Origin of the sequence: Rhizobium sp. 57MFTsu3.2 (assembly GCF_012932765.1) — a bacterium.
Lineage (GTDB): Bacteria > Pseudomonadota > Alphaproteobacteria > Rhizobiales > Rhizobiaceae > Rhizobium > Rhizobium altiplani.
Genome location: NZ_JDWI01000002.1, coordinates 192,293 through 213,575, shown reverse-complemented (window position 1 = coordinate 213,575; position 21,283 = coordinate 192,293). Strand labels below are relative to the sequence as shown.

Sequence of the window (21,283 nt, the reverse complement as noted above, 5' to 3'; positions counted from 1 at the left end):
CCCGCTCCCACGCCGCTGTTTCCGACCGGCCCAATCCGCTGCCTCGAACGGATTTCTACCCCCGCCACCCGCTTCCCTTTCCGAAACAGCTCGCCCCTGCGAAACAATGTCAGGCTTGCATGAGCGTGCTATCCCGCCCGCCGTGTTCCGCCGCCGCGTGCTCGCACCAGCGACATCAACATCGGACCGATCGAGAATTCACCTCGTTCGGCGCGACGGGTCAGGTCTCGCAGATAACCACCCGCGGAGTTGATATGCCCGCCACGTTCGAGGATGCACGCCATGACCGTGGCGGCGTTCTCCGGTCCCATCGTGGCAGCAGCCTCCTCGTAGGCCGACTCGCTTACACCGAGCATTCCCCGCACAACGACCGCAGCCGCCATCAAGTCTCGCCAATTTGCAATCGAACCACCCGGGCCGTAGCTCACCATGTCGGGGCAAGCCTGGAGGACCAGCCCGAGGGGGAAGGACTTAAGGTCCGGGCGATCGTTGGCCGCCTGGCTCTGAACCCTGGCTATGCGTCCAGCGTCACTTTTCTGTTTCCGCGTCGACGCCACGGTTTTCGGCTCAATCATGAATTCCGAGTTTGCCCCCTGCTTCGTTTCGGAAGCTGGTTCAAGATCAAAAGTAGAGTCGGGGTTTGAATTATGTATGTGACGCTCATTTTGATCGTGATTGCCGCTCGTTTTCTTTGCTTTTAGTAATGTTTCCAGTCTGCTAGTGATGTCGTCTCTCAGCGTTTCCATCGTTTCGAGTGCAGTGGAAAGCTGCTCGGCCGTCGCTGTACGTGGTATGGAGCCTACCAGCTCCCTGAAATAGGCGAACGCGGTTTCCCAATCTCCTGCCAGCTGCTCCTCCATCGCGGTCTCAATGAGCTTGGCCACATCCCGGCGGCAAAGGCTGAGTTGCTCACGCAGTCGCTGCATATGTAGCCGCTCGGCCGCCACTTCCGATGCGAGGCGTTCGATCTCCTCGGCACGCACGATCAGCGGCGCCAATGAAAAGCCGAATGCCTCTGCGACCTCACCCTCTTTCGCCCTGCGGGCATAGCGTTTGCCATTTGGGCTATCCTTGCGGATGATCAACCCCGCTTCGACCAGGACCGCCAGGTGGCGGCGGATCGTCTGCTCCGCCATGCCGTGTGAGCGCAGCGAAAGCTGTTCGTTTGACGGAAAGACCACCAGGCCGTTTTCCTCCGACAGGACGTTCTTCGGATAAAAGCTGAGCAGTGCATTGAGGACGGCAAGCGCGCGATCCGTCACTCCAAGCAAGGGCTTGGCTGCACACAGGGACCTGTAGATTTTCCACTTGTCGACCGATTGATCAGCCTGAAGCTCGCTTGCTGCCTTCTGGCTCGCGAGCATGCCAAGCGTCATCGGACGCTGCCCAAAGGGCGTCGTCACACTTCCTGTTTCCATCACCTTCACCTTGTTGAAGGCAAAAGAAATCCACTCACCAGATTGGTGCCCACACTTGACAGGGATTCCCGGAAATGCGATTCTCTAGCTGCTAACCTATGAGAAGGGCTTCCGTTACGGCAACGTTCGGGAGCTTTTTTCTTTTGCGGCGTTATCCTTTGCTTTTGCGTTGTATTGACTGCACGAATTCGCTGTGAAGCGCCTCCATACGATCGTTCAAAAAGTCTACGAAACTATCCGGAACAGCCTTGGTGAAGCTCATCTTCGGGCCGGTCTTCGCGTAGCTTACGGTCGCCAGAAGAAAGCCATTTGCACGTATTTCGGTGACGGAAGGCCGCGCGGCAGTCGGCGCTTGCTCAGCCTTCAGCGCACCTAATGCGACAGCGAAGCGATCTTTCCCGGCGACGAGCTTGTCCTCGCTCAGCGATTGCTTGACGCGCGCCACCCCGTCCTGGCGCTTGGCAAAGGCATCCGCAAACTCGATCCATCTACGACGGCCGATCTCGGGCGACGAGCCGATCGCGAGCAGAACATCCCGGGGGATAGCCGTTGCAATCCGCAGCATCTCCGACACGTGCGACTTTCCTGTCGCCAGCGACGCGCAGATTACGTCGCGCCGATATCCCGCCTGCTCCTGTGACAGTGCGAATGCACACTTCTCGATAAAGGAAAGGTCATTCCTATTGGCGTTTTCTTCACCCTGGAAGACGATCGCCTCTTCGTCGCTGAGTTCGCGGACAATAGCACGGAACTTCAGTCCAAGAATCTTGACGGCAGCCAGACGCCGTCTTCCGAACACGATCTGGTATGGCAGTCCATCACCTTTGTGGGGCCTGATCAAGCCAGGGACAATCTGCCCACGCTCCTTGATGGACGTCGCAATCTCATCAATGGCCGCATCGTCATAGGCGCCATCGAAGCGGTCGGGAATCGAGGAGGGAGCAACGTCATCGGGGTCGACCTCGACAATATGGTCGCCGTCCTTGAGGAGCCTGTCGAGAACCTCCCCCTTTTCCTGTATCTGCCTGACGCCTGCGGCGACCTTGAGAAGGTGTGGAGATGTTGTCGGCTTTGCGGCCGGCGCTGCGCTCGGTTGCTCAAGCTGACCGAGCACATTGGCAAACATGCCACGCGAATCCTTGCGGCTCATTCGCGCCCCCATGCTGCCCAAAGCAACTTCTCGATCTCGGCATTGGCCGCGTTGATCGATTCCATTGCGCGGTCATAGGTTTTCGGTGCCGAGAAGCGCGAACGCTGCACCTCATAGAGGCTCTGCTTCCACGTCAATGCATCAGCAACAGCCGTCGACTTCGTCACCATGTTCAACAGCAGGTCTTCGCCAAAGACCTGTCGCATCAACGCGGTCATGTTGGCCTGCGGGTGATCGTTGGCTTCGAATTTCGTCACGAGGAACTTCGCGAAATCCCACTGGGCCGAACTCCCCATCTCGCTCAATATCTGCATGTAGGACGAGGCAAGCTCGAGGAATTTCCCCGTCGAATCGACGTCCAGCATGTGTGCCGGGACCGGTATGATGACGCCGGTGGCAGCGGTCAGCGACGACAGAGTAAGGAAGTTCAGAGAAGGCGCGGAATCCATCAGGATTACGTCATAGTCATCCGCAACCTGCTCGAGGGCCTGAGATACCCGCAGAAGGAAGCTCGTGCCGCCATTCTTGCGCATCTCGAGAGCGACAGCCGTTTCAAACTCTGTCAGGTCGAGCCCGGCGCAGATCACGTCGAAGCCGGCAATATGCGTGGTGTGGACCAGCGATTTCGTCGGCTTGGGATCCGAGAAGCGAATGGCCGCATAGAGCGTTTCGTCCTCGCGCGGATCGAAATCCGGAAGCGCGCCGTGCAGGCTTGTAAGCGACGCCTGCGGGTCGAGATCGACCGCCAATACCCGGTAGCCCTTGAGCGCCAGGTAGTGACCAAGATGAATGGTCGTGGATGTCTTGCTGGAGCCGCCCTTGAAATTGGTGACCGCAATGATCTGGCATTCCTCGCCCTCGACACGGCGCGGGTTCATCCACTTCTTGCGACCCTTTCCGGCCAGCATCAGTCGCAGCTCGAGGATCTGCTCGAGCGTGTACATGCGGCGGCCGTTTGACGTCGTCTCGGGCGAGGGACCCTTGTCCTTCAGAACGATCTGCCTGATATAGGCTTCCGAGACATCCAGGAGCGCTGCGACTTCCGACGAGGAAAATTTCCGCATTTCGCGGCGCGCATCCGGTGGATACTGTGCCATCGAAAGATTTTGCAGGGCGAGCTCCAATTTGGTGGAAAAGCTCTGCATGAAGTCGAGGCTGCTCAAGTGGCGATTCACGATTCTTTCCTCAGTTCGTTCCAATAGCCTAAGCGCCGATACGGTTGATGAACAGTTAATTCAGTAATTGTTTCGCTCTATAGCGATAATTCGCTCTTTTTGCGTAGTTACAGAACTAGCTCGATTCGCGAGATTCGGCAAACCCGTCACTGGCTCCCTTATGTGGTCAGCTGACGGAGGCCGCACATATGAGGACGAGGTTCACCCAGCCGTGCCGCGGCCGGCCGCCGTCGAGTTACATGAGAAGGTGAAAAGGACCGATTCCGCCTGTAGCTGTTCACAAACGGCGAAAGGAACTGCCTTGAGAGACACGCCTTTAGCGCGACAGAAGCAATCCCGGATCAAGAAGGTGAAGGTTCAGAAGGCACCGATGCGCCTTGGAACAGGCGGCGAAGAGCGGCGGCGCTGCCCCGTCCGAGCCATCCCTGGCTCGATCTAAGTAGTGGTTGCCGAGCCCGTGGCTGGTGCAACCTGCATTTTTGGGCCACCGCACGGCGCGTTGTATCCGTGCGGTGGCCAAGTTTTGAAAGCGTCAGGGCTGCTCGACGATGACCGTCACCGGCGGTGGCGGCGCCTCATCCTCCACAGGCGCGCTTTCGACGGGCTCCGGCGCAGGCTCCTCCACTGGAAGAGTGTCACGAACCTGATCAATCTTGCCAACGGCGGGCCCTACGCCCAAGATGTCCTTTGCTCGCTCGAGAGCCCCGTCACTCACTTCGCCGCCCTTGGTAAAGCTCGAGAGTGCTTCGCGAAGGGCTTCGTCGCTAAGAGCAGGGTCCGTAGGGATGACATCCGGCCCATTCTCGGCCTCGAATTCTGCATAGGCCATCACATAGGCCGAAACCGCCGCCATTCGCGGATCGTTCGAATGCAAGTAGGCGTGGTAATTCCTGTTCAGCGAGTTCAGCCCGGCAAACTCGGATTTGGCGGCCTTCGTTCTTGTCGTTGTGGCGGTTCTGGTCCTGGTCGTCGTTGCCGCCTTCTTCTCGTGTGTGAAGAACGACTTCAACGTCGGGTGATCTCTCCGGGTGTCGTCCTTACTCTTTGCATGCGAGCCGTGTGAGCCAACGGTATCGGATTTCTTCCCGTGTTCGGAATTGCCGCCCGCGTGGTTCCCCCCGCCGCCGTTGCCCCTGTTGCCGCCCCCGTTGCCGTTGCCGCCCCCGTTGCCGCCTCCGTTGCCGTTGCCGCCTCCGTTGCCGCCTCCGTTGCCGTTACCACCCTTTGCATAGGCGATGCCCTCTAATCCCAGGAAAGCGCCACCGGCGGGTACAACCGCAATTGTGAGCGCTATAACGCTGCGTCCAAGAATACTTGAAATGCTCATATCAACCTCCCGGTCCAAAACCGTTTTGCCGTCTTTTGTTCCTATGTCCGGAAAGCCAAGCTGCTCGCGGCAGGCAAGACGCCAGCCTTCCGGCCGGACGCGGACATGCCGCGTTCCAGATCACAACGACGATAGCCTGCGTCCCGCGCAGGCTCCATGGCGGTCAGACCTTTGCTTAACCGGATAGGACCTAGGTCCTAGCCAAAAGGAGACCAAAGGTCGGAAACCTGGGGGCTGCGAGGCGATATCGTTTGACCCGCCGCTGGATGAAGCTAGGTTACGATCGAAACAACTAAAGTGCCGCCACGCAATTTTGGCGGCCGATCCCGAGACATCTCGTGCGGCCCCGTGAACTCATAAAACGATGGAATTCGCAATCATTGGCCAGGCAGTTCCTGTTCACAGGAGGCGCCGTGTCGCTGGTGGCGATGGTGTTGGTCGGCGCATTCGTGAGCAGTCTGATCGAAGACGCGGTGACCCGCAACTCGGCGGCATCCACCGCCCTCTACGTCGACAGTGTGATTGCCCCCCTCCTGCCTGACATGCTGACGGCCCAAGAGCTCGACGATAGTGTTTCCCGCGCGCTAGACGAGACGCTGGAGCAGGGGGCGCTTGGAAACCGCCTGATCTCCTTCCGGCTTTGGCGCGCGGACGGCACGGTTCTCTATTCAAACGACAAAACCATGCAAGGAAAGCGCTTCGAGTTGAGCGACGACCTCAAGGCGGCCTTTTCTGGCACGATGGTCGCCCAGTTCAATCGTCTGGAAGATGCGGAAGACGAGGTCGAGCGGGCGAGCGGCAAACCCCTGCTCGAAATCTACAACCCCGTTCTGCAGCCATGGTCCGGACAGGTTGTCGCCGTGTCCGAATTCTATGAAATAGCCAATGATTTCGAGCGCAGCCTCAATGAGGCGCGATTGCACAGCTGGATGGCCGTCGCCGCCTTCACGCTTGCATTCTTTATCGTGTTGTCGGCGATCGCGTTGAGAGGCAGCCGAACCATCGATGATCAGCGGCATGCTCTAAGGCGGCGCGTGGATGACCTTTCAGCGTTGCTATCCCAGAACCAGGCCTTGCGCAGGCGCGTCCAGCGTGCGTCCCAACGCGCCACAGCCCTCAACGAAAGCCACCTGCGGCGCATTGGTGCAGATCTCCATGACGGACCAGCGCAGCTTGTTGCATTTGCCTCATTGCGCCTGGACAGCAATGCGCTGGTCGATCCCTCAACACCGGCATCCAGGCGCGAGGGTGAAATTGCAGCCATCAAGGAAAGCCTGGACGAGGCAATGCATGAGATCAGGACCATCTGCAATGGGCTGGTGTTGCCGCAGATCGAAGCCGCAACCCTAACGGAGATACTGGAGCGCAGTGTGCGCGCGCATGAGCAGCGAACCGGCTCAAGCGTTGAACTATCGGTAGCGGAGACGCCCGAAAATCTTTCGCCCTCCGCCAAAATCTGCGTATATCGCTTTGTGCAGGAAGGGTTGAACAACGGTTACCGTCACGGCGGCGGCAAAGAACAACGGGTCGTGCAACGCATGGAAGGTGACCGCATCAGCATCGAGGTTTCCGACGGTGGGCCCGGCTTTGATCCCGACGATGTCGGCCCTGCCAGCCTTGGCCTTGCAGGACTGCGAGAGCGGATTGAAAGCCTGGGCGGCACCTTCCAGCTCCGAACATCCGCACAAGGTACCATAGTCAGCATGTCGCTCAGCAGCGAGGAGATTGCCCAGTCATGACAGCAGGAATTCGCGTCGCCGTCATAGATGACCATCCATTGTTCAGGGAAGGGGTATCCCGGAGCCTGTCCGAGATAGATGGATTTCATATTGTCGCGGAAGGAAGCACGAAGGACGATGCAATCAGGGTCGCCGAGACCCTCCAGCCCGATGTCCTGCTCATGGACATTTCAATGCCTGGCGGCGGGTTGAACGCGATCCTTCCCATTCTGACAACCGTACCATCACAAAAGATTGTCATGCTTACGGTTTCCGAATCCAGCGATGATGTCACGGCGGCATTGAATTGCGGCGCAAAGGGCTATGTGTTGAAGGGGGTCGGTTCAAGGGCGCTTGCAGAGATTATCCGCAGCGTGGCAGCTGGTGAAAGCTATGTCGCGCCGGCGCTGTCTGCGCGGCTACTTTCAAGCCGCTCTTCACCCGCACCGAAAACACCATCGGCCCTGGAGGCGTTGACCGCCCGTGAGCTGCAGGTCCTGCAGCTGGTCGCTTCCGGCTTGAGCAACAAGCACGTGGCAAGGCAGCTCGATCTGCACGAAAAGACCGTCAAACATCACATGACGCAGATCATGGCCAAGCTCGGGGTCGCCAACCGAACGGAAGCGGCTATAGCGCTGCGCGATGCCACCGACGGGCGGGGCAATCAGTGAATGAAGGATTCAAGGCGCGCCTCATCTGCTGAGGTTGCCCGCCGATTGACGATCGTGCGTCCACGGGCGTCCTTCATGATGTAACGGCCGTTCCGGATGAATTCGCTCATGCCGTCGCGGTGGCGAACCTCTATTGACGAGTTGTCCGTATCAACATCAACCGTCGAGCCTGTTCCGGTCGTGGCGCTGCCATTGGACCTACCGCCGCTGTTCCCGTTACCATTCCCCCCGCCGTTGCCGTTTCCCCCGCCATTCCCGTTACCATTGCCGCCGCCATTTCCGCCACCGTTGCCATTTCCGCCACCGTTGCCGCCACCGCCGCCATTGCCTCCGCCGTTTCCATTGCCGTTACCGCCATTGCCGCCGCTGTTTCCATTGCCGTTGCCGCCTTTGGCGGCCTCGGCAGTCTGGAGGCTGAGCTTGAACGAGCCGCCCGAAACCGCGACCTTGAACGGCATTGCCGCGAGCGACAGGCCGATTGACATCGAGCATAGAGCCACAACAAAGCTACGTCGTGAGAGCATCACCATTCCCTTGCATTCCATGGTTTTCCTGGTCGCGATCCAGCCAGCCGGCGCTGTCAGCCATCTTGGGCTGGGGCCCAGATAAACCGCGCGGCATTGCAAATGCTAGCCGCTCAACCCTTACCAATTTTGCCCACGGGTCGACCCGACCGTCAATTCGCAATCGTTGACATCAGACCTTTCCTTGACCACCACCGGACGTTAGTCCGGCCCTCCTAGGACCAAGGTCCGAACATTACTGAGGGGAACAACAGGCCTCGCCGGAGTAACCAGAAAAAAGCGACCGGCTCAGACTGGAACCGAAGTGGAGTACTTCACCCGCTTCAAGGCGAAATGCGACGACGATGTCGCCACTGCGTGGTGCGTCAGAATACCCTGCATGAGGAGACGCTCGTAGTCCTGGACATCGGCGACGGCTACGCGCAACAGATAGTCCCAATCACCAGACATCGAATAGCATTCAAGCACTTCCTCATGGCTCTCTGCGAAGCGCTCGAAATCATCTCTTGCAGCCGGATCATGCGTCTTCATTCGCACCTGGCAGAACACGGTCAGCCCACGGCCAACGGCTTCGGGGCTCACGAGCCTGACAGTCCGCCCCAGCATGCCCGCCGCCTCCAGCGCCCTGATGCGGCGCCAGCACGACGCGCTCGATGCCCCGACCCGCTCGGCCAGCGCGGCGTGGCTGAGATCACCCTCGCTCTGGAGCAATCGGAGAATCTTTCGATCGATATTGTCAATTGCGGGCAATTTCATTGGAATCTCTCGCTTCCGCGATATGTGCGGTTCTCATGACAAGGCACTTCGGGCGAAACTATGCGGCCCACACGAGTTTTGCGCACCACTCCATTTAAAAGAGTAGCGCGCCTTGCCTCAGATCAAATGCCTGGATGAGAGAGTTTTGCCGAACGACGCGGCCTGCACATCAGGCCATGTAATTGTGCTGCCAGCGTCAAACGCCAACCCGCACCAGCGCGACGCGATGTCAGACCGGCGGGCTGAACAGGGTGAAATACCCCCACGCCACAACGAACAGCGCAAGAATTGCTGCGGCGATCGCGAGCTTGCGAAGGCCTGGCCGGGGTGGCCGGGGCGGCTTTCGTCGACGGAATTGAATGACATTATCGTTCATCTGCGGTTTCTCCTCGCGCCACAACATACGCTGTTTCGGGCGAGCAACAGCAAATGTCAAAAGGAAAAAGGCGCTCAGTCTTTCACGTAGCGCCCTTTCTTTGCCGGGCGGCACCCGGCACAAAGCGCTGGCTTGCAGGTTGCCCCGGGGTTCGCGCAAAACGCGTGTCACGATGAAGTCACAACACGGATCGTTTGGCCTATGCTTTAACGCTCTGGGGCGGAGTGAACAGGAAGGCGCCATCAAGCGTGTCGTGCGCGGTGATGGCGACAGTGTATGAATGCCGATAATTTATAGACGCGTGACCCGGGATGAAGCACTCCTCAATGCTGACATCATCGTCGAAGCCTACGCGAGGCCGCCCTGGCACGAGGAGTGGTGCCTTCAGAACGCAATCTCACGCATAGACGAACTGACAACGACGCCGATGTGCCTGGCGGTGGCCGCGTTCGATGCCGAACGACCCGTTGGCTTCGCCTTCGGCCTGCCGCACACCTCTGTCATGGGACGCGGGATCCACGTCGCGGAAATAGCGATAAGGCCACGCTACCAGCGCACGGGGATCGGCTCCCGCCTCCTGCACACATTGGAGGAGGACGCGCGCATAATGGGCTATGTCCATGTTTGGCTCGTCTCGCGCAGCACGGGCGGCGTTGCGGAGTACTACAAGAGCAACCACTATGAACACTCCGAAAAGCTCTGCGTCTATTCCAAGAAATTGAAATAGGGCCGACGCAACGCGCCGGCCCCATCCCCACCGTCCCCTCAATTCATGTCAATTCAGGCATGTCGCCGCTTTGGACGCCATCACGTCCGCCAGGCCCTCATGCGGACCGTCCCCAATTTCACGCAGAACCTCATTCAGCGCCATACCAAGGTAGTCCATAGCCCCCACCAGATCGGCATCTCCAGCGGCATATTTCGCATAGGCGATCATACGCGCCAGTGCGACGAGCTCATCCAAGTCCTCAGAAGATCGCTCACTGCCGTCTAGTACCACCGATCCGTTTGCCGATGCTGCACTCATAACTATTCTCCCTCGAACCATTGGAGAATATTCAGTGTGCGCGCAAAAGGCCCGTGAAAACCCCGTGACACACTTTATTGTTGCATTACAGCAGACAGTTTCCAAATTATCGCTCTTCCGAGCGGACAAAGGTCTCGTTGAATTGCCACGCCAACTCAGCCGGGGGCGAGCAGTCATTGTCCGCCACTCGGACAGCGTCCAGCAGAGCGAGAGCGTCCGCCCGTTTCTGATCGACCTCGTTCGATCGCAGCAACGACAGGAGTTCCTGCCGATCGGCGGAAACGTCCGCATTTGCCACAATCGCCCTCCAAGTCCGCTTTTTAAAGAACAAATCGACAGCAGCGACTTCGAGCGCTACGCGAAGTTCATGCGTCAGCATCTGCCGGCCCTCCAGCTTATCGAGTGTCGACCTGACATTCACCAGCGGCACGGTCAACGCCCGATATGCAAGTTCCATGGGTCCATGCAGCAGCGCTACATCGGCGTCGTCCACCGTCGCTCCCGAGGCATATTCGCCGTAGATCCGGCCAACGCCAACCATTCCGAAGACTTTACATTCCGCCGCGCGAAGCGCCCCCATGCTTGCACCACCGAACACACGGACCTGCCGTGAGAGTGCAAAAAGGATCTCTTTGTGCCAGACGGGCGCGGTGTATTCGAAACCGCCATCGACGATGCCGATGACTCGCGCGCCTCTCCGCACTGCGGCCAACACGTCACCTTGAACGGCGGGCGGATATACGGTGACCCCATCTCCTGCCAGCGTCGCTGCGTCCGGGAGACTTGGCCCAACAAAGATGACTTTCATGAAAACAGCGCCTTTGCGATCGCGCGGGCGCCAAAGCGACGCGCCCGCGCGCCCTCGGGGTTTTCGAGGCTTGGAACGAAGACTTTGACGACATGGAAGGGCAAGGCGGGGTCGCTGAGTGGTAGCGCTATCACTGGCGCGATCTGTCGCTCCCGCAAGGCATCGAGGATCCTGTTGAGGTGCGGTTTGTCATCGTAGCGCGCAGCAGCGATCCAGGCGACTGGGATGGCATCGAGGGCATGCAAGGTCTCCGCAGGCACAGGCCTTTGAAACTCGTCCGGCGACAGGTCGTCACGGGCGCCGCTGATGAATGTTATCCTCGACTGAACGGCTTCTGTTATTGCCCGAATGGCCGCGCGGACAGGGGAGGGATGCGCACCGCTTCCTCCCGTCACCTCGACAAAGCGAATATTGTCGCCCCGTCGCTCCGCGGGCCCGAGGACGGTCGTGAAGCAGGGCACAGCTATATCGCTTGTCATATCGAACAGGCGAACGACAAGACCGGCCGCCTCAATCTTTCGAACGAGGTCATCGAGCCATGGATCTTCGAAGCTTGCCGGATCAATGCAGCGCGAAAGCCGATCCTCAACGGCGCCAACCTGCCAGAGGCAAAATGCGTCGCGTTCGACACGCTCAAGGAGTCCGTGCAGGGTGGCCTCTTCCATCGTATTGCCGGAGGCAAGACCATCGGAAGACATCCAGAAGCGATTGCGGCGGGTGCGGTCCAGAAGTGCCGCCTCAAAGGGAACATACACGTCCCGATCGGTCAGGAGATCCTTGCCAAGCGCCCAGTCAATCTGTTCATCGAGCCGAATGTCGTCCTCATGCCGACCGATCAGGCAAGCAAGCGTGTCAAAAGAGAATCCTTCCTCCCGCAGATCGTTCGCCGAGGCGCAAAGCGTTGCAATGGCGGGCCTGTTGGCAACGACGCGCTCAAGCGCCTCCATAACGGCCGAAGCCTTGGCATCGTCGTCGGTCAGACCCTTGCCTTGGGCGATCGCGATCGACCGCCCATTGGGGACATAAGCGCACCACACCGGGATGCCGATGTTGTCCAATCCGGTGTGGCGCGCCACGCGTGTTATACCAAAGTTCGCGAGTAGTGGCGCGGTTCGGGCCAGCGTCTCAGAGGGTGGAACCGTGCGGTCGGAATAGGCGGCCAGCTTGATGCTCGTCAGGGGTTCGGCTCGACGTGGCCGGAGAACGCCGCTTTCGCCGAAGAAACCGCAATTGCGAAATCCACCTTCTTGACGACGGAGGCACCTGACTTGCGCAGATCCGCGACCTTCGCCAGATCACCGGTTGCCCCATCGAGTGGCTTGACGGTCCCCGCATCGAGGTCGGCAATCCAAAGTTTCGTATCCCCTGCAATGCCGAATACTACTGCCCTTGACATGACGTTTCCTTTCGTTGGTGTCAAAATCCAGCTTTCAAAAGCCCTTCTCTGTAGAGATCCTTCTGCCATTGTTCCTTGAACGGAATGACAGAAAGCCATTTTTCCAGGTCGAAGACCGGGTTCAGCGCTTGCGCACGCTGCCGATAAAACTGGGCCCGCCTGCGATCGCCAATCATTGCACAACTCGCAGCAGCAATGCGGTAAGCCGGCTCCTTGTCCTTCATGGCTTCCACATAGGCAATGGCGTCGTTGTAGCGCTCGAGGAAGTAGCTCGCGCCTGCGGCACACCAAAGATAGCTGTCAGGCGAAATTGGATTCAGCGAGATCGCCTTCTCGATCTTGGCCAATGCCTCCTTGGGACGCGAGGCATGAACAAGTGTGTCGGCGTGGCTATAGATCACGTCGGCGAAATGAGGGCTCAATTCTTCCGCGTGGCGGAGCGCCGCCACGCTCTGATCGACGTCGCCGAGATAAAGCTTTGTCACGCCGAGTTCGCGGTAGCCGCCGGCGAAAGCTTCGTCCCGCTCGATGGCCTTCAACGCACTCTGTTCAGCAAGGCCCAAGAGCTCCTCGTTACCCTGCGCCGTCACCAGCCACTCGCTGGTGTAAGTCCGCGCCAGGCCGGTAAACGCTGGTGAAAAATCCTTATTATATTTCAGCGCCTCCTTGAAGGCCGCTCTCGCCCTGCGAATGTGCGGCAAGGTCAGCTTGCCCATCAGGCTCGCGCCGACAAGGTAGGAGTGATATGCCTGCGGGTTCGCCTCCAGGCTAAGCCGGGCTTCCTCATTCCTGGCAAGCTCATCCACGACGGATAATGACAAGTGCTGGGCCATGAGCCGTCGCTGGGTTGGCAGCGTTGCCGCGGTCATGGGAAATCTCACGGCCCAGATGATTTCGTCCGTCGGGAAATAGACCAGTTGCGCATAGAGGCCCTCGCCCGAAAACCTTGTATCGAGAAGATAGGAGATCGAGTGGCGGGCAATCATGGCCGCCTTGTCAGAGTCACGACGGATTTGCTCCGCAGTGTGAGGCGCAACGATGGAAATGTTTCGGAGGCCGCATAGCTCGATCGTGACATCTTCGATCAGCGCGGCGGCAAGCGACAGACCAACGACGTTACCCTGGGACGTTGGCGGAAGCAGAACCAGCCGCGGCAGGCTCGAAGCGGCTCGAGGTTCCGCCTCACGAGTGGTCGCATTCTGCGCCTCCGCTGACACGAAATAGCTTCTCGCTTGGCGTTCGCCCCGAGGCAGTAGGTCCGGGTCGGCTCCTCCCGGCAGCCCGCGGAGGATCGCCCGGATCTGCTCATCGGACGGGTCGTGTTCCAGGAGCTGTAAAGCAGCGCCCGACACAGCGCGATAATCGTCGGCACACTGAGCAGCCGAGCCCGCATCGAGGAGCGTCTGGCGCAACTTGGCCCTGTGGCTCCGCTGCTCCCGCGCGATCCAGTGGTCGACCGCTTTGCTGGCTGAGCGAACATTGCCGACGAATTCACGCTGAAGCAGATCGCTACTCGCTTTCAGCCGGTCCATCGGCGATTTTGCCTCATCGAGTATTCCAATATCAACGGTCAGGAGTTCCGCCCGCAGTTCGACGGAGGCCGAGGTGATCCGAAGTGGCGCGGCAAGGCTGTCATCGATTTGTCGAATACGGGAAATCAGCTTTCGCAGATTGAGACCGGCCTGATCGGCTTCGGCATCCGACCACAGAAACGAAGCCACCTCTTGGCGTGTGAGCGCATGACCCTTGCACGTGAAGAGATACGCCATCGTCAACAGTGCCTTGGCGGGATAGCCGACTGCATTGCCCGCTTCATCTGTCAGCCGCAGTTCGCCAAATGTCTGGAGGTGCAGCACCGCCTATCCTCGTGTTTCGTCCGCGCGTTCCCAGCCCTCATGCGAATCCGTGCCCGATTGCGAGGAGCCAAGGCTCCTTGCAAGCGCCAACAGCTTTCGACGAATGTTCGGATCTTCGATCGCGATAAAGGCGCGCGTTAGCGCCAACCCCTCCTTCGAGGCGATGAAATGCGCAACTTCATCGGTCTCAGCGCTCAACTGCAGACCTGCCGTATGCGCCCCCTCTTCATCGAAAAAGAAGCCAATAGGCACGCCAAGGACCTCCGCAATCCGCTGCAGACGGCTCGCACCTATGCGATTGACGCCTTTTTCGTATTTCTGGAGCTGTTGAAACGTAATCCCAAGCGACTCTGAAAGGCTAACCTGGCTCATGCCAAGTAGCTTCCGCCTCAACCTGACACGCTCGCCCACATAGGCATCAATGGCGTTTGGAGTCTTGGCCTTCATGGCGCTCACCGTTTCCTCGTGTCAGACTGGCAATATCTTTGAACTCTGAAAAAATACAACCAAGAGTAAATTATTTCAAGAAGCTAATTGCCGATCGCCCAAATTTTTCCCCCGCCGTTGCGAATTTATCCCTGTCGCGCAAATGAGACCAAGGTCAAAGCGGTCAAGCAACAGTATTGATGCAGCACAACACTGACCCTGGGCGGTACATATTTTTGGCGATGCAATTTATGGTCGTGTCACGTCGATTTCACGAGCCGCTTTGAACTTTTGCGACTATGGTCGAGGCACGGTTAAGTTGAAGCTTCGATCGCCGATCGCTCCAGCGGAGATGATTGGCGGCAAAGCCATTTCGCTGAACTGAGCGATGGGTGGGCGTCTGCGACAGCGTCTCGGTTGTCAACAGGTGCACCGCTTAACCAATGTCAGCATTCAACACAGATCAAGAACGACCGGAGAGGGCAATGGAACTACGTCCTATAGTAATCAGTCACGCCGACAGGCTTTCCGCCTGCAGGGAGAAGATCGAGCAAGCCGTCTATCTGATCATCCAGGGCGAAAAACTCGACGGCTTTTCGTCGACGGAAATCGCAATGGCAATCGCCGATATTGCTGACGACTACATCCTCGCCGCCTCCAGAAAGCGCGCAGCGACACACTGATGGTGCGTGGACCTGGCTCCGGGGAGCCGGACAACACGCCCTCTCGGTCGAGACCCAGGCCGTGGCCAGGAGAGCCGCGGCCGACTGAAACCGACCAGAGTGCGATCAGAAAAGGGAAGCCTCCGAGGACCGGTAAGGCTCCCGATTCCGGTCATGGTTATTGCGGTGTCGTGCCGCCGGTCGAAGGATTGGGCGGGGCTGGTGTTGCCGGCTCGCTTGACGGCGCGGCGGGCGCTACCGGCGGCTTCACCGGCTGAGTTTCAGTCGTCGAAGCCGTCGGGTTCATGTCGGTACCCGGCCGGTCGAACCATTCCGTGATAGCAAACGCCGCAACGAGGATCACAGCGATCGCGGCAACCCATCCGATCCAGGCGCTCGAGCTGCGACGCACCGGTGGCGTGCGCAGATCATGATCTGTGTCGGGATTGCGGTTGGGATCATTGGGGTCGTACGTCATGTCGTTTCTCCTCTCTGCAAGAAGAGAAATGAGCCGTGCCCAAGTTTGTTCCGGATGCGGGAAATGCCGCGTCCCGGACGATCCGCCGTTTCACCCCCGCAACAAGCGCTTTAAAAGATCCTCAATGCGATGCGGCCACCGTCACGACGGCGCCGCCCCCAGCGCATGGAGAATGCCGCGGAGCTCGGCCAGACCGCGCAAACGCCCGATTGCCGGGTAGCCTGGCGTCACGTTCTTGTTGAGATCGTCGAGCATGCGATGACCATGGTCGGAACGGAAAACGATCGTTTCGTCTGCCTGACGCCGTCGGTCCTCCGCAACAAGCTCCTTCAGGACGGCGACCATATCAACGTCACCCTCCAGATGGGCGCTCTCATGGAAGGTACGGCCGTCGCCCTCGCGCCTGGTTGCCCGCAGATGCGCGAAATGGATCCGGGGGGCAAAGCGCCGGGCAATTGCGGCCAGGTCGTTGTCTGCACGAACGCCGAGGCTGCCGGTGCAATAGCACATGCCATTTGCCTCAGAGGGCACGGCATCGAAGAGTGCGGCATAGTCATCCGCGGTAGATGCAATACGCGGCAGGCCAAACAGCGAGCGCGGCGGATCGTCGGGGTGCAGCGTCAGCTTCACGCCACGCGCTTCGGCAGCCGGTGTCACTGCTTGAAGGAATTCAATGAGGTGCTGGCGCAGCCTGGAGGCATCGACCCCGGAATAGGCGGCGAGCTTTTCGCGGAACTGCGGGATCGTCAATGGCTCGGTCGTAGAGCCGGGCAGGGCAGATGTGATGATCCGGGTGATCTCCGCAATTTCGCTTTCGCTCATCGTGTCGAACACTTCGCGCGCCCGCGCCGCATCCTCGGCGCTGTACTGTTCCTTGGCACCTGCGCGCTGTAGTACAAACAGATCGAAGGCAGCAAACTTCTCGTGATCGAAGCGCATGGCGGTGGCACCGGTATCGATCACATGGTCGAGTTCGGTGCGCGTCCAGTCGACGACGGGCATGAAGTTGTAGCAAACAATTGGAATACCGCAGGCGGCAACAGCTTCCAGGCTGGCAATCCAGGCCTCGATTTCCGCCTTTGCCCGCCCGCCATTGCGCTTGACCGCATCGGGGATGGGGATGCTCTCGACGACGGACCATGTCAGGCTCGAGCGCCCAGCCGGCGTGGTTTCGATCATCGCCTGCCGCTCACGCACTTCAGCCTCAGTCCACGCGCGCCCGATCGGAACCTGATGCAGGGACGAAACAATATTCGTCGCTCCGGTCTGGCGCACCTCATCAAGTGTCACCGGAGCCTCAGGCCCAAACCATCTCCAACCCTGGCGCATGCACTTCCTCCTTGGGATCGTCTTGTCGTTGTCCGCTGATCGGCTCAGCAGAAGTAATCTGGATACTGCGTTCGAAGCTCGGCGACATCGGGTATGACGGCGCTGAGGTGATGCATCATTGCCGCGCGCGCTGCTTGAAGATCATGGGCCGCAATCGCATCGCGAATGAGTTCGTGTTCGTGCACGACATTGTCCATCCGGCCAAGAACCGGCAGCGTCAGCCGACGCGCCCTGTCGATCTGCACCTTGACCGTCTTGAGGATCGTCCAGATCCCAGGATATCCAGCGATGCTGGCAATCGCCTCGTGGAACGCCTCATCCTCTTCGTGAAACGCCGAGGGGTCGCCGAGTGCGGCCAGTGATCTCTGTCGTGAGATGATGCCATCCAGGCGACTGATATCGGCAGCTGTCGCGATCTCGGCCGCTCGTTCCACCGTGGTACCCTCAAGCGACTTGCGAACGACGACTGCCTCCGGGATGGCCGCGACGGGCACGCGCGACACGACGGTGCCCGATTGCGGATAGATATCGACAAGCCCGCCTTCCGACAGTCGAAGCAGCGCCTCACGCACGGGTGTGCGGCTGACGTTGAACTCTTCGGCAATGCGCTTTTCCTGCAGTTGCATTCCAGGTCGCATACGCAGAGCAAGAATGTCGGCGTACAGCCTGTCGTAGATGGCATCTGCGGTCGTCACGCGACGAAGCTTCGCCGGCCTCTCAGCCCCGGAAGGCAGGGTCGCGGGAGTGGAAACAACTGTTGCCTGCATTACGTGCGGCCCTGACATTGACTCGTTCGTGAATACTAGTATATCAATTTATCGCGACTGCCAAGCTGCACCGGGAGGAATGGTGTTTTCGGCAATCATTTCAGATGTTTCAGACATCTAAGAGAAGGTGCCGATCCCTGCAACGATCGGTTCGGGGACGCGCAGCACCACGTTTTGCGGTGCCCGGCAACAAGAGGAGGAGAAACAATATGAAAGTCACCCGCAGAACATTTGTCGGCACCGCCGCAGGCGCCGCCGTCGCGAGCATGCTGCCGTTGAAGGTCTTTGCACAGGCCAAGAAACCGGCAAGTCCGGTCACCATCACGATCGCGGATGTCGCCGGCAACCTCGCGCTCACGCAGGGCATGTTCGAGGCCTATGCCGCGGAGAAGCCGGAATGGGTCTCGAGCTTCGCCTTCACAAAGGCACCGGCGCCGGAACTCCCTGGCAAGATCAAGGCGCAGCAGGCAGCCGGCAAGGTCGATATCGATCTCGTCCTGACAGGCACGGATGCACTTTCGGCCGGCCTCGACCAGGGACTTTGGATCGATCTCGGAGCGCACAAGTCCGAGCTTCCCAACCTCGAGCAAATCCTGCAGCCGCAGGCCTTCAAGATGCAGGCCCTTGCCAAGGATCAGGGCGTCGTCGTCACCTATTACCCGTCCGGTCCCCTCATCGAATATATGCCTGACAAGGTGCCCACGCCGCCAAAGTCGGCGCAGGAGTTGCTTGACTGGGCGAAGGCCAACAAGAACCGCTTCATCTACGCTCGCCCTGCCAATTCCGGCCCCGGCCGCACCTTCCTCATGGGCTTGCCCTATCTGCTCGGCGACAGCGACCCGCGTGACCCCGCCAAGGGCTGGTCAAAGACGTGGGACTATCTCGCAGCACTCGGCGAACACATCGAATACTATCCGACCGGCACTGGCCAGGTGATGAAGGAGCTTGGCGAGGGAACCCGCGACATCGTCGTCTCGACGACCGGGTGGGACATTAATCCGCGCGCGCTCGGCATCGTTCCGGCTGAAGCGAAGGTGCAGAAGCTCGATGGCTTCCACTGGGTCACCGACGCCCACTACGCAGTGATCCCGAAGGGCGTGTCCGACGAGAAGATCGGCGTGCTGATCGACGTCCTCAACTACGTCCTGCAGCCCAAGCAGCAGGCAATCGCCTACGACGCCGGCTACTTCTATCCGGGTCCGGCCGTCAAGGACGTCACAATTGACATGGCGCCGCAGGAAAGCCAGGACACCCTCAAGGAATTCGGTCGACCGGAATATGCCGACTGGATCGCCAACAATCCCCTGGAGGTTCCGCTGGAGCCGAAGCAGTTGGTCGAAGCCTTCCGCATCTGGGACGAGAAGATCGGCGCCAAGAAGGGCTGATCGAACAGCATCAGCCGGCCGGGATTTCGTCCCAGGCCGGCCACCTCATTCTGCAGATGGAGATTGGTTTGACCTCGGTATCGAATGCCGCAGCATCGACGCGCAAGAACGCGCGCCTGGAACTCGACGGAATGCGTCGCGCCTTCGGGGCGTTCAACGCCTTGAATGGCATCGATCTTGCGATCGAGCCCGGCGAGTTCGTGGCGCTGCTTGGTCCATCCGGCTGCGGCAAGTCGACCGCGCTGAACTGCATTGCCGGGTTGCTTGCACTGACGGGTGGCGAAATCCGCCTTGGTGGCACGCGCATCGACCAGCTCGAACCGGAGCGCCGCGGCTTTGGGATGGTTTTCCAGAGCTACGCCCTGTTTCCACACATGACTGTCCGAAAGAACGTCGGCTTCGGGCTTGCCATGCAGGGCATAAAGGGTCCCGAGGCCGACCAGCGCGTTCGCGATGCCTTGGCCCTGGTTCGCCTCGAAAGCCAAGCCGACAAATTGCCGGGCCAGCTCTCTGGCGGGCAGCAGCAGCGCGTCGCAATCGCGCGCGCCATTGTCATTCGCCCGCCAATCGTCCTGATGGACGAGCCGCTATCCAATCTTGATGCAAAGCTCCGGCTTGAAATGCGCGCCGAAATTCGCGGTATCCACGACCAGATCGGGTCCACCACCATCTATGTCACGCATGACCAGGACGAGGCGCTGTCGCTTGCCGACCGCATCGTGGTCATGAGCCAGGGTCATATCGAGCAGATCGGTTCGCCCCAGGATCTTTACCAGCGGCCTGTCAACGTTGATGTCGCCGACTTCATGGGCTTCAGAACCCGTGTTCCGGGCCGCATTACGCGCGTGTCCGGCGATGAGGCTGAGATCGAGGTCGCCGGCGCTCGCCTCGTCGGCACGATGCGTTCGCCCCTCAAGGCAGGTGATGCAGCCATCCTGTCCGTCCGCCCGGAGGATCTTGTCGCGTCCAGCGGCGAGGGGATCGCCGCCACCGTCAGCAGCATGGAGTATCGCGGACGCGCATTTTTCGGCATGGCGCGGGCAGGCGACGGTTCGGAACTCTATTTCCGGGCGGACGAGCCGCTGGGCCGCGGCGCATCGACGAGGCTGCAGCCGGTTGCCGGTCGGGCCCTGGTCTTTTCGGGGGCGGCGGGATGAACCAGCCCTCGCTGCAAACTCGACTTGCCGCTCGTGGGCTTGACGGCACGACGCTGCTGCTTCTGCCAGGCCTGATCTTCATGATCGCGCTGTTCGTCTACCCCTTCCTCTATGGCCTGGCCGATTCACTCATGCCGAAAGAGGGCGCCTGGTATGCCAACTACACAAAATTCTTCAGCGATCCGTTCCAGTACCAAACGATCGCTGCGACCATGTGGCTGGCCCTGCCGGTAACCATAATCAACCTCGCATTCGCGGTGCCGGTTGCCCTGCGCGTGCGTCTGATGCGCCGACAGCGCCTGCTGACGACCATTCTCGTCTTGCCAATCACCCTTGGCACGGTCTTCGTGGCCGACGGACTGCTGACCTTTCTCGGACCGCGTGGCTGGTTCAATCATACGCTCCTGCTGCTCGGCATCCTCGACAGCCCCGTGAAGCTGACGAACAATTACTGGGGCGTCTTTGCCTCGCTACTGATCACCGGCTTTCCGTTTGCCTTCCTGCTCACGCTGTCCTACGTCACCGGTATCGATCCCGCGATTGAACAGGCAGCCGCAACATTGGGCGCAGGGCCACGGCAGCGCTTCTTCCGCGTCTTCCTGCCGCTTCTGGTTCCGGGCCTAGCCGTCACCTTTTGCCTTGCCTTCGTCCAGGCCTTCGCTGTCTTTCCCTCCGCCGTGCTTCTGGGTGCGCCGGCAGGGCCGACGCGTGTCATCTCCATTGCCGCCTATCAGGCCGCCTTCGAGCAATATGATCATTCGCTCGGTTCGGCGATCGCGCTCATCATGGGTGCCGTGGAGCTCGCTGTCGTGCTGACGGTTCTCGCCATACGCTCACTCTTCTACCGCGGCCCCGCCGGCGGCACGAAAGGCTAATC

Annotated in this window: 23 protein-coding genes; 7 read left to right on the top strand and 16 right to left on the bottom strand. The window is 59.7% G+C overall.

Annotation, left to right across the window (positions count from 1 at the left end; translation table 11 throughout):
* Positions 1-128: 128 nt before the first annotated feature.
* From repC to AF71_RS03535, 4 genes are all read right to left on the bottom strand, one after another.
* Positions 129-1,418, bottom strand: coding sequence for a plasmid replication protein RepC (gene repC / locus AF71_RS03550; protein ID WP_169679956.1), 1,290 nt, complete (start codon positions 1,416-1,418; stop codon positions 129-131).
* Between the two features lie 151 nt (positions 1,419-1,569).
* Positions 1,570-2,568: a plasmid partitioning protein RepB gene (gene repB / locus AF71_RS03545; protein WP_169679954.1), complete on the bottom strand. Its 999-nt coding sequence runs from the start codon at positions 2,566-2,568 to the stop codon at positions 1,570-1,572.
* On the bottom strand, positions 2,565-3,743 hold the full coding sequence (gene repA, locus AF71_RS03540) for a plasmid partitioning protein RepA (RefSeq protein WP_025658386.1): 1,179 nt from the start codon (positions 3,741-3,743) through the stop codon (positions 2,565-2,567). Before repA ends, repB begins: the two co-directional genes overlap by 4 nt.
* A 532-nt stretch (positions 3,744-4,275) precedes the next feature.
* The gene (locus tag AF71_RS03535; protein ID WP_169679610.1) at positions 4,276-5,070 is read right to left on the bottom strand and encodes a hypothetical protein; all 795 of its coding nucleotides are present in this window, start codon (positions 5,068-5,070) and stop codon (positions 4,276-4,278) included.
* 338 nt (positions 5,071-5,408) lie between these two features.
* Here AF71_RS03535 and AF71_RS03530 point away from each other — a divergent pair, with 338 nt between their 5' ends.
* Positions 5,409-6,809 carry a sensor histidine kinase gene (locus AF71_RS03530; protein WP_025658389.1) on the top strand — a complete coding sequence of 467 codons (1,401 nt, stop codon included), beginning with the start codon at positions 5,409-5,411 and terminating at the stop codon, positions 6,807-6,809.
* Positions 6,806-7,459, top strand: a complete 654-nt coding sequence (locus AF71_RS03525; protein WP_169679953.1) for a response regulator transcription factor — start codon at positions 6,806-6,808, stop codon at positions 7,457-7,459. Before AF71_RS03530 ends, AF71_RS03525 begins: the two co-directional genes overlap by 4 nt.
* Here AF71_RS03525 and AF71_RS31290 read toward each other — a convergent pair.
* The 3 genes from AF71_RS31290 to AF71_RS03510 form a co-directional block, all read right to left on the bottom strand.
* Positions 7,453-7,983, bottom strand: a complete 531-nt coding sequence (locus AF71_RS31290) for a hypothetical protein (RefSeq protein WP_210258127.1) — start codon at positions 7,981-7,983, stop codon at positions 7,453-7,455. The two genes, AF71_RS03525 and AF71_RS31290, sit on opposite strands and share 7 nt — an antisense overlap.
* 288 nt (positions 7,984-8,271) lie before the next feature.
* Positions 8,272-8,739: an Lrp/AsnC family transcriptional regulator gene (locus tag AF71_RS03515; protein WP_169679951.1), complete on the bottom strand. Its 468-nt coding sequence runs from the start codon at positions 8,737-8,739 to the stop codon at positions 8,272-8,274.
* A 229-nt stretch (positions 8,740-8,968) separates the two neighbouring features.
* Positions 8,969-9,286 (bottom strand): hypothetical protein, encoded by a 318-nt coding sequence (locus AF71_RS03510; RefSeq protein WP_169679608.1) that lies wholly within the window; start codon positions 9,284-9,286, stop codon positions 8,969-8,971.
* A 109-nt stretch (positions 9,287-9,395) separates the two neighbouring features.
* Between AF71_RS03510 and AF71_RS03505 the strand changes: the two genes are divergently transcribed.
* Positions 9,396-9,842 (top strand): GNAT family N-acetyltransferase, encoded by a 447-nt coding sequence (locus AF71_RS03505; protein ID WP_169679949.1) that lies wholly within the window; start codon positions 9,396-9,398, stop codon positions 9,840-9,842.
* 48 nt (positions 9,843-9,890) lie between these two features.
* On the opposite strand, the gene AF71_RS03500 is transcribed toward AF71_RS03505, so the two are convergent.
* From AF71_RS03500 to AF71_RS03475, 6 genes are all read right to left on the bottom strand, one after another.
* Positions 9,891-10,142 (bottom strand): hypothetical protein, encoded by a 252-nt coding sequence (locus tag AF71_RS03500; protein ID WP_169679947.1) that lies wholly within the window; start codon positions 10,140-10,142, stop codon positions 9,891-9,893.
* Between the two features lie 106 nt (positions 10,143-10,248).
* Positions 10,249-10,950 (bottom strand): TfuA-like protein, encoded by a 702-nt coding sequence (locus AF71_RS03495; protein ID WP_169679945.1) that lies wholly within the window; start codon positions 10,948-10,950, stop codon positions 10,249-10,251.
* Positions 10,947-12,113 carry a YcaO-like family protein gene (locus tag AF71_RS03490; protein WP_210258142.1) on the bottom strand — a complete coding sequence of 389 codons (1,167 nt, stop codon included), beginning with the start codon at positions 12,111-12,113 and terminating at the stop codon, positions 10,947-10,949. The genes AF71_RS03495 and AF71_RS03490 overlap by 4 nt, the downstream gene beginning before the upstream one ends.
* Before the next feature lie 11 nt (positions 12,114-12,124).
* Entirely contained in the window at positions 12,125-12,346 is a 222-nt protein-coding gene (locus AF71_RS03485) for a hypothetical protein (RefSeq protein WP_169679944.1), read from the bottom strand.
* 20 nt (positions 12,347-12,366) lie between these two features.
* Positions 12,367-14,202 (bottom strand): peptide antibiotic resistance protein, encoded by a 1,836-nt coding sequence (locus AF71_RS03480; protein ID WP_169679942.1) that lies wholly within the window; start codon positions 14,200-14,202, stop codon positions 12,367-12,369.
* 3 nt (positions 14,203-14,205) lie between these two features.
* The gene (locus AF71_RS03475; RefSeq protein ID WP_169679941.1) at positions 14,206-14,649 is read right to left on the bottom strand and encodes a helix-turn-helix transcriptional regulator; all 444 of its coding nucleotides are present in this window, start codon (positions 14,647-14,649) and stop codon (positions 14,206-14,208) included.
* A gap of 464 nt (positions 14,650-15,113) precedes the next feature.
* On the opposite strand from AF71_RS03475, the gene AF71_RS03470 reads away from it, so the two are divergent.
* Positions 15,114-15,311 (top strand): hypothetical protein, encoded by a 198-nt coding sequence (locus AF71_RS03470; protein ID WP_169679940.1) that lies wholly within the window; start codon positions 15,114-15,116, stop codon positions 15,309-15,311.
* A gap of 157 nt (positions 15,312-15,468) precedes the next feature.
* Here AF71_RS03470 and AF71_RS03465 read toward each other — a convergent pair whose 3' ends face one another.
* The 3 genes from AF71_RS03465 to AF71_RS03455 all read right to left on the bottom strand — a co-directional run bounded on the left by AF71_RS03465 (position 15,469) and on the right by AF71_RS03455 (position 17,864).
* Positions 15,469-15,768 carry a hypothetical protein gene (locus tag AF71_RS03465; protein WP_169679939.1) on the bottom strand — a complete coding sequence of 100 codons (300 nt, stop codon included), beginning with the start codon at positions 15,766-15,768 and terminating at the stop codon, positions 15,469-15,471.
* 141 nt (positions 15,769-15,909) lie between these two features.
* Positions 15,910-17,097 carry a mannonate dehydratase gene (gene uxuA, locus AF71_RS03460; protein WP_169679938.1) on the bottom strand — a complete coding sequence of 396 codons (1,188 nt, stop codon included), beginning with the start codon at positions 17,095-17,097 and terminating at the stop codon, positions 15,910-15,912.
* A 44-nt stretch (positions 17,098-17,141) separates the two neighbouring features.
* Positions 17,142-17,864, bottom strand: a complete 723-nt coding sequence (locus tag AF71_RS03455; RefSeq protein WP_169679937.1) for a GntR family transcriptional regulator — start codon at positions 17,862-17,864, stop codon at positions 17,142-17,144.
* A gap of 209 nt (positions 17,865-18,073) precedes the next feature.
* Between AF71_RS03455 and AF71_RS03450 the strand changes: the two genes are divergently transcribed.
* The 3 genes from AF71_RS03450 to AF71_RS03440 are packed head-to-tail and all read left to right on the top strand — an operon-like array spanning position 18,074 to position 21,281.
* Positions 18,074-19,249: an extracellular solute-binding protein gene (locus AF71_RS03450; RefSeq protein WP_018855524.1), complete on the top strand. Its 1,176-nt coding sequence runs from the start codon at positions 18,074-18,076 to the stop codon at positions 19,247-19,249.
* Between the two features lie 56 nt (positions 19,250-19,305).
* Entirely contained in the window at positions 19,306-20,406 is a 1,101-nt protein-coding gene (locus AF71_RS03445) for an ABC transporter ATP-binding protein (RefSeq protein ID WP_169679936.1), read from the top strand.
* Entirely contained in the window at positions 20,403-21,281 is an 879-nt protein-coding gene (locus AF71_RS03440; RefSeq protein WP_169679934.1) for an ABC transporter permease subunit, read from the top strand. The genes AF71_RS03445 and AF71_RS03440 overlap by 4 nt, the downstream gene beginning before the upstream one ends.
* Positions 21,282-21,283 lie beyond the last annotated feature (2 nt).